Annotated in this window: 8 protein-coding genes; 2 read left to right on the top strand and 6 right to left on the bottom strand. The window is 55.4% G+C overall.

Going from position 1 to position 16,183, the window contains the following annotated elements; translation table 11 throughout:
- Nucleotides 1-422 precede the first annotated feature (422 nt).
- On the top strand, nt 423-1,463 hold the full coding sequence (locus Poly41_RS22120; RefSeq protein WP_146529003.1) for a hypothetical protein: 1,041 nt from the start codon (nt 423-425) through the stop codon (nt 1,461-1,463).
- Nucleotides 1,464-1,493: 30 nt separating this feature from the next.
- Here the strand turns inward: Poly41_RS22120 and Poly41_RS35750 are convergent, their stop codons facing one another.
- The 3 genes from Poly41_RS35750 to Poly41_RS22105 form a co-directional block, all read right to left on the bottom strand.
- Nucleotides 1,494-1,670 (bottom strand): transposase, encoded by a 177-nt coding sequence (locus tag Poly41_RS35750; protein ID WP_390621469.1) that lies wholly within the window; start codon nt 1,668-1,670, stop codon nt 1,494-1,496.
- A gap of 750 nt (nt 1,671-2,420) precedes the next feature.
- On the bottom strand, nt 2,421-4,100 hold the full coding sequence (locus Poly41_RS22110) for a U32 family peptidase (protein WP_197231518.1): 1,680 nt from the start codon (nt 4,098-4,100) through the stop codon (nt 2,421-2,423).
- 107 nt (nt 4,101-4,207) lie between these two features.
- Entirely contained in the window at nt 4,208-7,540 is a 3,333-nt protein-coding gene (locus tag Poly41_RS22105) for a DUF7133 domain-containing protein (protein ID WP_456237825.1), read from the bottom strand.
- 844 nt (nt 7,541-8,384) lie between these two features.
- Here Poly41_RS22105 and Poly41_RS22100 point away from each other — a divergent pair.
- Nucleotides 8,385-10,262, top strand: a complete 1,878-nt coding sequence (locus Poly41_RS22100) for a glycoside hydrolase family 3 protein (protein WP_146528997.1) — start codon at nt 8,385-8,387, stop codon at nt 10,260-10,262.
- A 598-nt stretch (nt 10,263-10,860) separates the two neighbouring features.
- Here the strand turns inward: Poly41_RS22100 and Poly41_RS22095 are convergent.
- Genes Poly41_RS22095 through Poly41_RS22085 form a run of 3 tightly spaced genes read right to left on the bottom strand, consistent with a single transcriptional unit; the run spans nt 10,861 to nt 15,851 of the window.
- Nucleotides 10,861-11,655: an HAD-IIB family hydrolase gene (locus Poly41_RS22095; protein ID WP_146528996.1), complete on the bottom strand. Its 795-nt coding sequence runs from the start codon at nt 11,653-11,655 to the stop codon at nt 10,861-10,863.
- A 4-nt stretch (nt 11,656-11,659) separates the two neighbouring features.
- Nucleotides 11,660-13,666 (bottom strand): alpha-amylase family glycosyl hydrolase, encoded by a 2,007-nt coding sequence (locus Poly41_RS22090; protein ID WP_146528994.1) that lies wholly within the window; start codon nt 13,664-13,666, stop codon nt 11,660-11,662.
- A complete protein-coding gene (locus tag Poly41_RS22085) occupies nt 13,647-15,851 on the bottom strand; it encodes an HAD-IIB family hydrolase (protein ID WP_146528992.1) in 2,205 nt (734 codons plus the stop codon). The genes Poly41_RS22090 and Poly41_RS22085 overlap by 20 nt, the downstream gene beginning before the upstream one ends.
- Nucleotides 15,852-16,183: the final 332 nt, after the last annotated feature.

Here is a 16,183-nt window from a genome sequence, read left to right as displayed (position 1 = left end):
TCCGCTTGCCACGCCAACCCGATTTTGCGGGTAGAGAACGCAATCACAAGGTGCTAATCTAGTGCATGGCTTAGAAACTATCCGGAAAGGGGTCTGACCCTTTGTCGACCGACGTTTCGATTGCTCAAAAACTCGTTGTTTTCCAATGGAATCGCTATCCATACGCTCAGACCAAGAGAGGGTCAGACCGTTTTCGGATAGGTTCTTAGGGATGGATGCAGTGAGCGAGTAAGAGAACGCTCTCTCACCTTGTTTTTTGGATTCTACCTTCCTTGCACTCGTAGGCGATGACGGATTCGATGGTCGATCGACTTCATAGATCGGATTCCATGCCGCCCAGCAGCAGTCCCCCACTCGTCAATCCCGCGCAGGTCCAGTCGCGAAAGCCATCGAAAAAACGCCAACCAAGCCCACTTGGGACGGTGCTCCAAGTCGCTTTGCCGCCACTGATTTTGGCGATTCCAGCCCTGCTGATCTATCGGAATCCAGAATTGATTGCGAAGTACATTGGCAGGGAGCCTCAAAAGGTTGCCGTTCCGCTCCCGCCCGCCGTCGAGACTCATGCCTCACCGCCTGCCCTTTCCCGTCTTAACACCCAACCCGCAGTGACCCTTGCGCCGCCATCGGTTCCCGCAACACCGACCCGTCCCCTGTGGGGTGGAAAGAACTTGGATCCGCCGCAGCCTTTTGTGGAAAAAACGGAAGGGATCGATTCGAGCACCGCAGCGCACCCCCCCCAGCAAAACGAAGCCAACCGCCCCGCCCAGGAACGGTTCGACGTTGATTCGTTTATCGGTGCAAAGCCGAAATCGCCGTCTTCCGAATCCGACTCGCCAGGAGAGCTTGTTTCGTTAGCAATCAGTCTGCAAACCTCCAAATGGCTTGTCCCGGTTCCCAACGTGAACCCAAACGGAAAATTCTACGTCGACTCGATCAAGAATGGTCCCAGCACCATCCAGTTGTTTCCGACTTCGGGCGAGCTATCGTTCGATCAAGTTACGCGAATCACCTTGGATGAAGCGATTGGAATGGTGTTGGAATTGCAACTCGAAAAAAGCGACGACCCCGAATCGCTCTTCGTCAGCGGGGAATGGTCCTGCGAGGCCGTCGGCGGGACCCGGGAACAGTTTTCGTTAAGCCGGCTGGAAAGCCGCCAGCTCTATTTGAACAAACAAGCCAACCAGTTGAGCCGAAATCTGAACACGCTGAGCATCGAACGCAACAAGCTGCAAGCATTTTTAACGGGCCCAGGCCCCAAACCCTTGACTGCATTCAAACAAGCCAAGAATCGCCTTGCTGTGGTCGAATCCTCCATGCAGGTCGCCAACATCCAGTGGCAACAAACTGCGCAGAAGATGACTTGGTTCACAACCTTCGAAAAGAACGTCGAGCGATTGCACGACGAGGGTGCCTTGTTGATTCGGTGCGATACAAAGCCCGCTGATCCCATTGCCTCTCAATGAACGAGCAGTTTGGCACCGAGCCCGGATTCTTCACGCCTGCCGATGCATGACGTGAAAACGGTCCAGGATACGAATCGCGTGAGGGACCTTCTTGGCAATCACTTTCAAGTACGCCTGCCACATGTCACTGCAAACTATTGGATGTCTGTTCTCCTTCCTATTGAGGATTGCCCAGTCAAACGGGAGGCAGGCTCTGCTGCGGAGCAACCTACCGAGAGATAACTGGGCCAGGAAGGGGAGAGTTTCGGCTCATCCGACGGAAGCGCGCGGAACCCAGACTCGAGGTTTTTTTGGAGGTATGGCTCCGGTGTCCAATGATGTCTTAGAAAAGAGTCCCCGACGGACGGTCGTCCGCAGGGAACCGGTAGCACCCTTGGCGCACCGTCGACCGGGATATCCCTTGTCAAGTTGCACCTCTGCAGAGCTCCACTCCGTTTCTCCCGGAAACTGCACGATAAAACAAGTGAAAATAGCTGCTACCAGCAATGATTGGACACCGGAGAGATGCCTCGAAAACCTCCTGCGCACGCTTCCGCCGGATGAGCCAGAGTTTCTCGCTGGGAAAGGGTCGAACGAGCGTGTCTTTCCGGGGTTTCTTTTTGGGCTTCGAGATGGAATGACGCTGAACACCTTCTTTCTGCCCTGAAATGCCTTAAAAAACCGGGGGATCGGAATGAAGATGGCAAAAAGCTACCCACCCATTGCGTGGGAGAGCCAAATGGTATGGATGAGCCCCTTCCGCGGAGCGCCGAGCGAGTGTTTGAGCACCGGCAAAGGCACTCCAAATCACCGATCCCGAGTGCCAAATTCTCGGTGGTTTTCACCCACTTATTCGTCCGAGGAGCAAAAACATTAGGGTTCGAGGGACCGGAGGGCTCGCGCCCAATACCGCTAAAACTTGTAGCGGAACGGCGCGAGCCGTCCGGTCTCATCCTAATTTTTTATCTGGACAACGCACTAGCCCCGCTCCGAATCCCCGAGCCGAATCGCCTTTGTCTTTAAACGCTCGCCGAACTTTTGCTGCTGCATCAACTCTCGCCCCTTGGCATACGCCGGATCGTGCCAAAACACCAAGCATCCGTTGCAGCCCTTACCACAACAACCCGGGTTTCCCTGCCGAATAAACTTCGGCTCGGCTCGTTCCGCCTGTTTTGCCAACGCGGACCGCAGCTGGATTTGGTGCAACGCGTAGCGTGAACGGTCTTGCTCGGCGGAATCCTTCCCATCGGTCCGCTCTGCCGCTTCCAATCGTCGCGCGTCGCGGTCCAACTTCACTCGCGCGTGCTCTGCCTCGGTCAGCGGCTTCTCCTTGCGAATGACCGTAAGCACCGGCAATCGCTGTCGAAGGGTCGATCGATCCTCGTGATCAAATCGAGTCAACGGGACCCGCAATCGTAAACCTTGGCCGGCATGGACGACCTCTTGCGTTTGCTGGCGCCCGACAATTTCAAACGCATACAAACGCAATCGAACCGGCACTTCCGACCTGGGTGGTACGAACTCCAACACGTCGCCTGCATCCAAGCGATTGCGGACATCGATAATCAACGCATCCTCTTGTTGGTCCACGACGTATCCCGCGAACTCCGCATCCGCGACTTGCCCGGTGTGTTGATAGCCGTGTGCGAGATTCGTGAGCCGGCCGTGATGGAACGCCAAGGTGTATCCGCGACTGGGGACGCGTTCCAATTCCGCCATGAAGGGATCGGGACTCCAATGGTCGGGATCTCGCTGCCACGCATCGATCGCCATCCGATAGGCGCGCGCGACCACCGCAACGTAGTACATGCTCTTGTTACGTCCTTCGACCTTCAACGAATCAATGCCTAGCTTCAAATACTGATCCAACTTCGGCAGCAGACAGAGATCTTTGCTATTGAGGATGTAGGAACCTCGCTCATCCTCGACAATCGGCATCAACTCACCCGGTCGAACCCCTTCTTCGAGCAAGAATTCGAACATCTCGCGGTTCGAATCATCGATCACCAGATCCTTGATGGTTCCGTCTTTCAATTTCAGGTGCAGCTTGTAATTCCAACGACAACTGTTGGCGCAATTCCCTTGGTTCGCCCCACGCTCGCACATGAAGTTGGACAGCAAGCATCGCCCCGAATACGTCATGCACATCGCACCGTGAACGAACGCCTCGAGCTTGACTTCGGGGCAATCTTGTCGAATCTCCGAGAGTTCCTCAAAGGAAACTTCTCTCGCCAAAACAACAAGCTGGGCACCTTGCGAGTGCCAAAAACGAACACCCAGTGACGAACAAACATTCGCCTGCGTCGACACGTGTAGAGGGATCTCGGGAGCTCGGTCTCGTACGTACTGAAACACGCCCGGATCCGCGATGATCAATCCATCGGGCTGAACCTTCCGCACCGTGTCCACAAACGCATCGAGCTTTTCGACATCCTTGTTGTGTGCAAACAGGTTCAACGTCAGATAGACCCGAACGTTGTGCTGGTGTGCAAAACGAACGCCCTCGAGGACCTCTTCGAGCCCAAAATCGGATTTGGTCCGCAGACTCATATCCGGAGTCCCCAAGTAGACCGCATCGGCGCCGTAGAGCACGGCAACTTTAAGTCTTTCCAGCGAACCCGCCGGCATCAACAATTCGGACTTCAGCAAACCGGACACCTTCCTGTTCCCACGACACCGGACTCGACCCGCCCCCATTGTGGCAGGTCGGCGAAGGAAGGGGAATGTGCTCTCTCAGGCGTTTGCTGTATCGATCGCCAACGCCCCTACTCGGGTCGCGATGCAACCTCGACCGGCTGAACCACGCCGAGATAGCTCATCAAATCACTAATCTCTTGCATGCTCAAATCGTCCAACAAGCCGCTCGGCATGATACTCGAACTGCTCGGCAAAATCTGGTCAATTTGGCGTTCTTCCGCCCGCGCGATGCGATTGCTGCTGTCACGGACCCGCACCGAACCGTCGCTCTCGGTGGTCACCAAGCCGACGTAGGTGTTGCCATCAAGCATCATCACCTTCTTGCTGCTAAACTTCTCGTTGACCAAGTGACCTGGGTAGAGAATGGATTCGACGATCTCGCGTTTGCTGAAGTGGCGAGCGATGGATGTCAAATCGGGACCCACTGATTGACCATCCACACCGCTGCGGTGACACTGTTCACAACGAGCTTTCGCAAACACGTGGTGTCCAAGATCGGGATTCCCCACTCGCCCTCGATCGCCTTCGAGATACTGAACCAGTTGCTCCAGATCCCATCGCGATTCGTCGGACTTGGGCAACACCGCGTCGGGACGATCTGGGTAAGTTTTGGCATACCATTTCTGCCACGGTGCCATGGACAACTTCGCCCCTTCGGGACGTTGCATCCCCGTCCAATGCTCAAGAAGTTGTTCGACATCCTCAAACGGCTTCCCACTCGATTGAGCACGCACGCCCAGCAAAATGAGTTGGCGGATCGCCATCGGGTCGTCCGTTGCGATCGCTACGCCCTGAAGCGCTCCGACCACTTCCGACGCAGCATCCCCTTCCAAGATGTTCAAACTACGGACCAAGTAGTCCCAGTTGTCACCTTCGGGAGCTTGAGCCAAGGCCATGGCAATGATCGCCCTTCGTTCCGGCTCGCTGCGCCAAGTCGCCCGCAAGTATTCGCCCGAGGCAGGCTCTTTCGAGGTCGATAACATGGCCGTGATGCCCGTTCGCAGCCGACGCTCCACATCGCCACGTTGAGGATCATCAACCAATTTCTTGTCCAATTCGATCAGCAGGTTGGCCGTCTCGGCATCGACGGGACGGGGCAATTTGTAGATTGCCGCCAGCGCTGCGTTTCGCCAAACCGAGCCTTGTTCCAAGATCGCGTGAACGTCTTCATCCGAAAGCGACTTCGCGAAATCCTTGGTGACGTCAACCAAGTACATCGACAGGGAGCCTTGAGTCGACGCGGTCGCCGTGTTTTCGTAGTACTTTAAGATTCGGAATCGCTGCTCAGCACTCCAATTGTTTGCGAAGAACTGCAAACACATTGCGACCAGGGAACGGTCCGCCAACGGCGCGTCGGATTCAATAAAGTCAAGCGCCCGATCCGCAACCTGGTTTGCTTGCAAGTAGGCGGCTAGGCGGATCAACTCATGGTTCATCCGATTTTCACCAGCAGGAAACTCCTCGGCGATTTGATCTCTCAGCGCCGTCAACTTTTCTGGCTTGACCTTACCACGGTCGAGTGCCACCTGACACACACGCAGCGTGTCAACGAAGTCCGCATCGCTGAGAAAGTCGGTCATCATATCGCTGATCTTCGCAACCACGCGAAGCGCGTTGGCCTCGGTCGGATCCGAATTCATCAACGCCAACATCCCTTGTAATGCGATCCGCGTGTCGGTGGACGCCAACACCTCTTCACGCCAAAGGTGCAAGTGCATTCGTTCGAGGACTCGTCGAGCGACAAAGGCCAAGGTCCTGTCTTCGGACGCCAGCAACTCGAGAACGGGATCCACGGTTTCCGGCAGCTTGTCGCTGCGCAACATCGCCTCACACGCCGAACGTTGCACTTGAGCGCTCGGGTCCACCAACAGTTCCGTCAGCCGTTGTGCGGTATGCTTACCGGGGTGCAGCCCCATTGCGGTGGCGGCTCGGGCGCGAACCGCTTCACTCGGTGCACGACTCAGCTCGATGATCAGCTCTTCGCTCGGCACCGGACCGTACAATTCCATCAAATCGAGCGCCCGGACACGGTAGTTTGATGGATTGTCCTCACTGTAGGCAACGCCAGCGACGAGTGAAGCCCACTCGTTGCCAAGTTCTCGCTTGATGGACGCCAACGCTTGCCGGGTCCAGGCCGAATTCAGTTGAGGCTGGCGCACCGCCGCAGCAATACCCGTCCCCAGATTCTTCATGCGATCAGGAATTTCTCCCTTGTAAACGACTCGATAGACGCCGCCCGAGGTGCCACGTCCGCCCGTCGCAAAGTACAACGCCCCGTCCGGTCCGACTTCCAAGTCGGTCACGTTCAGGGGTTGCCCCTTCAAAAACACCTCGCTATCGGCGATGTAGCCTGCGCTGCGTTCTTTCAACCGCACATTCAAGATACGTCCGCCGGCCCAATCCGCGAAGAACATCGTGTTTTGGTAGCGGACCGGGAACATATAGTGTTCGTAACAAGTGGCCCCTGTCGGACTCGCTCGCCCCGTATCGAGTAGATTCGGCAATCGATCCATGTAGTGTTCTGGCCATTTCGCCCATCCACTACGCCATCCAAATTCCGCGCCCTCGGTCACATCCAACAGTGCCGTCGGTCGATACCAAGGCGTGCCGGCGTCGGATTCCATATCCGAGTCGTGGACAAATAGACGGCCCGAGGGATGAAACACCATGTCGTAAGCATTGCGAAGTCCCCCCGCGACTCGTTCGACAACCGATCCGTCGGTTGTCGTACGGATGATCGTTCCGCCCGGAGCTTTGACGCCCGCGGATTGACCACTTGGGTCCTCGTATCGTTGTAGTAAGTCACCTTCGTAGTAGTCGCGAAGCGTCTCGCCAGCCCCGGTCTTGCCCAAGACTTGAACTTGGTTGCCGAGCGTGACGTAGATCATCCCATCGGGTCCAAGCGTCAGACCGTGAGGCCCGTACTCTTTGCTTGTCCCTTTGAACCGAACGATCGTCTTGATCTTTTCCAGCGTCCCGTTTCGGTCGGCATCGGTCAATTTGTACAACGCAACTCCATCGGGACCTTCGCCGGTGACGAAGACATCGCCGTTCAACGCCAAAATGCCTTGGCAGGACTTGACCTTGTCGCAATACGTTCGCACCTGTTCGGGGATACCATCTTCGTCGCGATCAAACACAAGCAGCAGCGGGCCGTTTTCTTTCGAAACAATCAAGTGGCCGAATTCGTTGAACGTCATCGCGATCACCGAGCCAACTTCTTCGTCCTTCAGAACGCGTTGCACACCGAAACCGCGTTGTATCTGGAACCGCTCGCGCTGATCGGTTTGGGCGGCAACTTCAACGTCCTCGTCGTGATCCCAAGGCGACGTGTCACCGAGCTTGCCGAACGACGAAGCGGTTCCCCAAAGCCGATCGTTGTAGAGCGTCGTTTCCCACATCGAATCCTCTTCGCTGCTGGTCTTCCACGACGGGTCGGTACTGAACGTGTACCACTGATCGGAGCCCTCGGGCAGCACTGAAACACGAGCCGCCAATGCCGATTGAGCGCCATGCGTGTTGGCAACGCGAATCGCAACCACATTGCGGCCAACCTCCAATTGATCGGTAATCTCGTACTCATCCATTTGACGAGACGATTTCCCTTCTCCGATTCGTCGACCGTTAACGAAAAGCTCATATTCGTCGTCGGCCGCAATTTCGATATGGCCCTGTGCCCGAACTTTCAGGTTGATCGGCTTGCGGAAAAAGCAGTTTTCACCCACCGGAATGGCAGTGTCGACGGTGGTGTTTGTCGACCAAATCCACTGGGCTTCGTCGCCGCTGGCGATGCCATTGGGTAAACCCAGCAAGGCAAAAAGTAAGGCAGCGGATAGATACCGGGTCGATCGCCAGCACGTTTTTGGGGAGCCATCCATGGCAATTTCATCTACTCGGGGGGAACGGAATTTCAGAAAACACCGCGCAGCGTAGTGCGTGTCCCAAATCCGATGCAATAGCGATTTTTTGAAGGCAGGGGTGCCAGGGGTGCGGGCGCAGCGCACGTCGTTTGGAGTTCAGGCTTTAGCCGCCCGACAAAGCAAGCAGCCCCAATCGCAATCGCCTAAAGGCGACGACTCCAGCGTCTAAAGGCGACGACTCCAGCGTATCGACAGAACCACTTGTGTATCGCTGAAAAACAAATGCTTTGGGATACGAACCCTCCGGGCTGATGGACATCCTCGCAGCTCAAAGCCTAAAATGCTTCTTACGGCCCGTCTTCACCCTCCCCCATAAGGCTACTCGATGAGCAACCATTTGACTCTCCGCCAATTCGCTGCGGCTATTTTTTTTGTCTCGATCCCGCTCGCGTCCATCGCCACGGCTGACGAAGGACAAGAGCTGTTTCTGGCGTTCGATGTGCAAGCAAAGAAGGTCGTGTCGGAAATGACGCTGGAGGAGAAGGTGGGGCAAATGTGCCAACCGGACCAGGCGTTCTTGAAAGAGCCTTCGGACATCGGCAAGTATTTCCTCGGTTCGCTACTGAGCGGTGGCGGGTCAGGCCCGAAAGACAAGGCAAAGTACACGCTCGAGGGATGGACCGATATGGTCGATGGCTACCAGCGTGAAGCGTTGAAAACTCGGTTGGGCATTCCACTGCTTTACGGCGTCGATGCAGTACACGGTCATAACAACATCCCCGGTGCCGTGATCTTTCCCCACAACATCGGCTTGGGATGCACACGGAACTCGCAACTGGTCGAGCAGATTTCCCGCGTGACCGCCAAGGAGGTTCGTGCAACGGGCATCAATTGGGACTTTGCTCCCTGTGTTGCCGTGCCACGCGATGAACGATGGGGGCGTACCTACGAGGGTTTCTCGGAAAGCCCCGATGTGGTTAAAGTGTTAGGGGCAGCTTCGACGCGAGGGCTGCAGGGTGGATCGCTCTCCGATCCGTTGTCGGTTGCCGCCTGTGCGAAGCACTTCATCGGCGATGGCGGCACCGCTTACCGAAGCGCCGAGCGAGACGGCAAACTTGGGATGGACCAAGGCGATACGCGATGTGATGAAGAAACGCTTCGACGAGTCCACTTGCCTGGCTACCTCACTACGCTGCGTGAAGGTGTCGCAACCGTGATGCCGTCTTACAGCAGCTGGAACGGACAGAAATGCACAGGCCGGAAAGACCTGTTGACGGATTTATTGAAAACCGAACTCGGGTTCAACGGATTTCTGATCTCGGACTACAACGCGATCGACCAATTGGCTCCAGATCCAAAGAACCCTGACTACAAAACGTGCATCGAACTGGCCATCAATGCTGGTATCGACATGGTGATGTTAACGGACAAATACCAAGACTATTGCCGAATGTTGCCCGAATTGGTTCGCGAGGGCAGGGTCCCCCTGTCGCGGATCGACGATGCCGTCATTCGAATTTTAAGAGTCAAATACGCGATGGGTTTGATGGACAAGGATCGTTCGCCACTCGCCGATCGTACGCTGCACGACACCGTTGGATCCGACCCGCATCGTGCCGTTGCTCGACAAGCCGTCCGCGAATCGCTGGTGCTGCTGAAGAATGATCATGGTATCTTGCCCCTCTCGAAATCGACCCAGCGAATTCATGTTGCTGGCGTCGGCGGGAACGACCTTGGCATGCAATGCGGCGGATGGACCACCGATTGGCAAGGGTCCATGGGGAATCACGTCCCCGGCGGGACCACCCTGCTTGATGCCATCAAGCAAACCGTTTCGCAAGACACCCACGTCACCTATTCCGCAGACGGCAGCGGTGCTGAGAACGCAGATGTCGGCGTCGTCGTGATTGGAGAGAAACCGTACGCCGAATTCATGGGCGACAGCATCGAATTGAGCCTGGATGCCGAACAATTGCAGACGCTGGCAAACATGAAAGAAGCCAACATCCCGTTGGTCGTTGTCTTGTTGAGCGGACGCCCGGTTATCCTTGGCGACATGCTGGATTCCTCAACGGCACTGATCGCCGCATGGTTGCCAGGTTCGGAAGGTCAAGGCGTTGCAGATGTTTTGTTCGGTGACTTCAAACCGACCGGAAAGCTCTCTTTCTCATGGCCGAAAAGCGTCGCTCAGCTTCCCCTGAACTTGGACGACGATGACGCAGCACCGCTGTACCCGTTCGGATTTGGACTAACGTACGAGTGATGCGCTAGGTGCGGTGGGGACGTTCGATATATAAGTTGCGAAACTGCCTTGCTAACACCGAGCGGGATGACTCGATCTGCGTGTCACAAGGATGCTTGCGAATGGACTGAGTGGCCTGACGAATCGGTGTTAAGACGTATCGAAAAGTTGGCCACGCGTTCTGGGCCCTCCCCCTCGCTTCGCTCGACCCCTCCCGCTCGCGGGAGGGGTGGCTTGCCTCTCCATTTGGGGAGAACGGTGGTGTACCTCGCCCTTTGGGAGAGGTCGAGCGCAGCGAGGGAGAGGGGTGGTTTGCCTCTCCATTTGGGAGAACGGTGGTGTACCTCGCCCTTTGGGAGAGGTCGAGCGCAGCGAGGGAGAGGGGTGGTGTGCCCTGCGCAGCGGGAGGGGTCGAGCGCAGCGAGGGAGAGTTCGCGAGGGACGTGAGTAGATAAGTAGCGAGAGTTTCCAGCTTGCGTTACCAATATCGCTAGCTGAGAGCTTACGCCACTTCTCCGATACCCAAGTTGTTTTTCGCACGGCCCAGGTGGTCAAAGAGGGTAGCCGGGGCGCGTGTCAACTCACCGCCGGTAAGCGAAAATGCGGACAGCAGCCCAGCCTAACGCACAAAGTGACGAAGCCCTTCCAGCACGCCGCTGGTGGCTTGTTTCGTCGCGACGAACAGTCGGGCATCCCAATCGGCGATCCGGTGCGATTCGCTCACTTGGCGAATCAACGCATCCGCGGCGTTGCTAACCACGATCGTTCGATAGCCAGCTGTCAACGCCGCTAAATCATTGCCTGAGTCCCCGGCGAAGAGGATCGCATCGTGAGTGATCTGAGTGTGATCGGCCCACCAGGAAAGCGCGAAGGCCTTCGATACGCCGGATGGCAAGAGATCGACCAATCCATCGTTGTTGAAAGGATCAACGCTTGAAATGATGGAATAGGGCGCCGACCAGGCTTCCAATCGCAACTGAATTTCCTCGGCGATGGCTTCGATTCGAGCGGCATCGGTGTAATAGCTGAGCTTGAACGGGCCCTGTTTTTCGAGTTCCTGTTTGCGGAGCCCGGCGACGCCCTTCAACCGATCGGACAACTCTGCGATCGGTAACGACTCGATTCGCCCAGCAAGCTGGTCATGGTAAGCCTGGACGACCTTCAGGGGCTGGCCATCTTCTCGGTGCATCAACGTGGTCCCGACATCGCAAATCATCCAATCCGGCTGGGGCAATCCATGTTGTCCGATCGCGTCTTGAACCGATTGGAAATGCCGACCGGTCACAAACAACAGTTCGAGGTGATGCTGGGCAAGAAACTGCTCGAGCCGTTTCAGGTCGGGCGGATTGTCGGGATTTCCGTCAAGCGGAATCAAGGTCCCGTCGAGGTCGGTCGCAAGTACTTTCAACATCATGAGATCAAATCCGTAGCAGCCACAAGAATTCGTAGGCGCTCAATTCGATATCTTCGCTGGTGCCGAATTCCTGGCCCGTCAACACGTCCTTAAAAAATCGCCCGAGTCCAACCGTCCGCAATCGATTGCCGTCCACCGATTGCGGCTGATCTGAAAAATTCGCCAACACAATCAGTCGGTAGCTTTCGAAAATTCGGACGAAGCTTAACAAGTGCGGATTGCCCGTATGCACCAAATCCATCTTTTGACCTGAAAGTGCTTGCTGGTTTTTGCGAACAGCAATTAAGTTTTGCAGGGAACGAAAGATCCGTCGGCGAATCGATCCGCCACCCGGTCCAATGGTGTCATCAAGTTCCTGCAAAAACTCCCACTTCATCTTTGGCCGATGGATCCAACGCGTGTCACCCGCCTTGGCGGGGTCTTTGACAAAGTCATAGTCATTCAACATGCCCCATTCTTCACCAAGGTACAACAGCGGAATCCCGCCGATGCTTAGGGCAATGCCTTGCAACAACAGCATCCGTCGAATCGAGAGTTCCTTCTCTTCCTCGTCACCTTGTTCAATCGCCAACTCCAATCCGGCCAACGAAGCCAACGTTCCCGCGATCCGCATATCGCCCGTCGCTGCATTCTCTTGAAAGGGAACGCCACGCGCAAACGATCCTTCGTATTGGCCCGTATAAAACCGATTCAAGAATTGACGATGATCGTAGGCGTTGATCCCCAATGCCGCTGCGTCCGCATCATCAAACGTCCATCCGATGTCGTCGTGACAACGAAGGTAATTCACCCATGACGTATGGGGCGGCAAGGAATGACGATGACTGAGTGATCGCGACAGCAGCGTGACGTTGCGTGTCGCAAGCGATTCCCACAACAATGCCATCAGCGTGGGATTGTACGAGATTTGGCATTCCCGCGGGCTGATGTACTTCACGACATCGTCCGGATGCACAATCGCTTCGGACTTAAAGATCAAACTGGGGGTTGCTATTTTGGCTAAGCGATTGAACGCTTGAATCAACTGGTGCGCTTCGGGCAAATTCTCGCAATTCGTTCCCATCCGCTTCCATACGAACGCAACGGCATCAAGCCGTAGGATATCCACCCCCGTGCTGGCAATGAAGAACATTTCCTCGGCCATCGCACGAAACACCGCTGGGTTGGTGTAGTTCAAATCCCATTGAAAGTTGTTGAACGTCGTCCAAACCCATTGCTGCATTCCGTCATGCCATGTGAAATTGCCACGGCGAACGGTCGGAAAGATTTCGCGCAGCGTTCGTTCATACTGATCCGGCATCGTCCGGTCAGGGTAGATGTAATAGAAATTCTGGTATTCCAAATCTCCCGATTGAGCCAATTGGGCCCATTGATGGTCGTCCGAGGTGTGATTGAAAACGAAATCCAAAACCAACACGATTCCCGCTTCGCGAAGCCGAGTCGCCAAGGTACGCAAATCGTCGATCGTCCCCAAACGCGGATCCACACTGCGGTAATTGCTGATCGCGTAGCCACCATCATTGTCACCGGGTCTGACCGCAAACAGCGGCATCAGATGCAAGTAGGTTAAGCCAAGTTCTTTGAAGTAGTCGATCGAATCACATAGCTTGCCAAGATTTTCGCTAAACAAATCAACATACAACGCTCCTCCCACAATCTTTTGCGAGGCAAACCAATCGGGGTCATTCATGCGATGCTGATCGAGTTCTCGCAAGTCATCGGGGCGGTTGACCCATGCCAGCGCAGCGGTGATCAGAATCTGTTCAAGATGGTAGAAGAAGTCGTAGCGTGCGCCATACAGGTCGTAGAGCAGCCCGAACAAATCGTACCAATGTTCATCCAATCGCACTTCAAATTCGTGCTGCAATTGGGGATCGACGGACATCTGTTCCCAGAACACTTGCAATCGCGGCGCAAGTCGCTTGAGTGTCAGATCCGCCTGGTAGACCCGTTCGCGTTGGTCGGCCGAAAGGTTACCGCCGCGCAGTCCACTAAGGTTCGATCTGATCATTGGGAATGACGATGTTGTCTAAGAAATGGTAGTAGTTGATGCCTTCGATGATCCCGCGAGCATGAGGTTGCTCGGCGAAATAAATCCGCGGATGATTGCGAAGTCGATCCAATTCGGGGCTGTAGTTTCCAACGACCACGCCAAGCGTTCGCCCGAGTAGCATCCCCGCGTCATTGCCGCTGTCGCCAGCGACCAACACGTTTTCGGTCGAAAAACCCCATTTCCACATCAAATGCCGGATTGCCATCTCGCTGCCGCCCCGAACCGGAATGATGTCCAAATACATTCCGAGCGACAAAATAACCTTAGCACGTAAACCCGCCTCGCGCAGCTGTTTCTTGATGCGAGTCGTGCTGGGAGCAATCTCGGTATCAATCTCGTAGCTGATTTTGAATTCCGATTGATGTTGGTCTTCCTGCAAAAAGAAGCCGGGCAGGTTGTCGAGCGCTGCATGAATCTCCGCCGGTTTCCAGGCGTACCCAATCTGCTTCTGCCAACTGCGGTCAGGCGTCAATTTGTCACCATAGTGCAATTGCGTTCCTGCGTCGGTGTCGATCACGTCCGGTCGAGGCAAGCCGAGTTCGCCAATCAACTCTAAGGCGCTGTCGAGCCGACGTCCGGTCGCGATCGCAAAACCGATGTGATCGTTGTCATCCAAGATTCTGGCAAATTCCGCCAGCGCATCATTATCGCCCGTCAAGGTGTTATCCAAATCGGTGACAATCAAGCGATCAAATTCAGGCAATCGTCTTGCCCGCGGCGCGCTGACCAAGGCGGGGACCGATGCATGTTCAAGGATGTCGTCGAGGTCGCGGAGGTACCGTTTGGCATGATGGCTCCAAGAGTAATGCTCGCGAGTCCCGTGGATGCCGGCGGAGGACCACGCTTGCCACTGATCCGGTTCCGTCAAGGTTCGCAGCAGCGCCTTTTCGATCATCTCACTGTCGAGCGGATCGATCAGTAGCCCATTGTCGCAATTGGCGATAATGTCACGAGGCCCACCATCGTTGGTCGCCACAATCGGAAGCCCCGTTGCACCCGCTTCTAAAAGTGTCAAGCCGAACGGTTCCGTCAACGCGGGGTTGATAAAGACCCCCTTTCCCTTGGCTGCCAAACGATACAAGTCGGGGACATCACTCGGCGTGTGCATCTTGGGGTAGGCAACTTTTCCGTACAAGTCGTACTTGTCGATCAGGTGCAGCACATCGTTGATGATGCGTTGTTGAGCCTTGGGCAATTCACGGATGTCCTGGCGCGTCCCCATCACAAGCACCAAGTTCGCTAACTGCTGAAGCTGCTCGCTTTCGCCGTAGACTTCAACCAACTTTGCCAAGTTCTTTCGCTCGTCCGGCCGCGCCATCGTCAAGACCATCGGCTTGTCTGGATCACGCAGAAAGGGATCCAGTGCGTCCGCGATCTTCGGTCGCTGCCAATCGTCACCCGCCGGGGAAAACCGCGATAGATCCACGCCCGGCGGAATCACTTCCATCCGCTCCGGTACATAATGGTCGTAGAGTTCGTACTGCTGATGGACTTCTTGCGACGTGCTCGTCACCACCATCGACGCCGTTTCCAAGGCAATCTCTTCGGCCTCGGTTCGCAGCGTGAACTTGTAGCGCCGGTCGAGTGACTCCAAATTGTTCTTGCCAATCGATAACCGTTGCCGCTTGACTCGACCGAGCGAATGGCCCGTAAAAATAAACGGAACGTGCAACAATCGCGACAATTGAGACCCTGCCAACCCGGCGTCGGCATAATGGCCGTGCAAGATGTCCGGAATGCCCGTACGGCGAAAATGCATCAGGGCTTGATCGATAAAGAGTTCGATGTAGGGCCAAAGCGCCTCCTTCTTCAAGTAGCGTTTCGGACCAAACGGAATACGGACGATCTTGGCGTTCTCACTCAGCGGTTCCTCAAGCCGTGCATAATCGCTCGAGATTTTGGAATCGATGATCTGGCGCGTCAACAATTCGACTTCGCGCACATGAGGCTGCGAGGCCAGCTCACGAGCCAGTTCCAACACATAGGTGATCTGGCCCCCCGTGTCCGCATCGCGTCCAAGCTCGGCATCTTTGGCACGAATCAAACCATGCAAACTGATCAGTGTGATCTTAAGACCGTCCTCACGATCAAGAAGTCCAAACCGTTTATTCTTCGCCTCGAGGGTCTTTTGGATGTTACTCATGCTCGTATCGTAGCGTTGGAGTTCAGGCTTTCGCCTGTGGCAGTTAAATTTGGAATTCAGGCTGTTTGCCTGCTAAGGACGGAGCGAAAAATAAGTGTCCGGTACCTTTTGTGCACAGGATCGAAAGGAGTGTCAGGCACCAAAAACCAGAAACAGCGCAGCGTGCTTCGCACGTTGGCTACCCGCCCCCTTTTCACATTCAGGTAGATGGGGATGAAATGCTCGCTGCAGAGTAAAACCAAGTGATATCTAACTTCCCCTGATTTCACTCGGAGCAACGAGCAATGTCGAAAATAACCTATCACGTCGGACTGGACTATCACCAACACAGC

The sequence above is a fragment of the Novipirellula artificiosorum genome, assembly GCF_007860135.1.
Classification (GTDB): Bacteria; Planctomycetota; Planctomycetia; order Pirellulales; family Pirellulaceae; genus Novipirellula_A; species Novipirellula_A artificiosorum.
The sequence above is the reverse complement of the archived record's forward strand: the minus strand, read 5'-3'. Positions and strand labels throughout refer to the sequence as shown.

Bases quoted from the DNA above. Each gene is read 5' to 3' on its own strand.
- Poly41_RS22090 (WP_146528994.1), bottom strand. From the start codon at position 13,666: ATGATCAGATCGAACCTTAGTGGACTGCGCGGCGGTAACCTTTCGGCC.
- Poly41_RS22095 (WP_146528996.1), bottom strand. From the start codon at position 11,655: ATGATGTTGAAAGTACTTGCGACCGACCTCGACGGGACCTTGATTCCG.
- Poly41_RS22100 (WP_146528997.1), top strand. From the start codon at position 8,385: ATGAGCAACCATTTGACTCTCCGCCAATTCGCTGCGGCTATTTTTTTT.
- Poly41_RS22085 (WP_146528992.1), bottom strand. From the start codon at position 15,851: ATGAGTAACATCCAAAAGACCCTCGAGGCGAAGAATAAACGGTTTGGA.
- Poly41_RS22105 (WP_456237825.1), bottom strand. From the start codon at position 7,540: ATGTGGGAAACGACGCTCTACAACGATCGGCTTTGGGGAACCGCTTCG.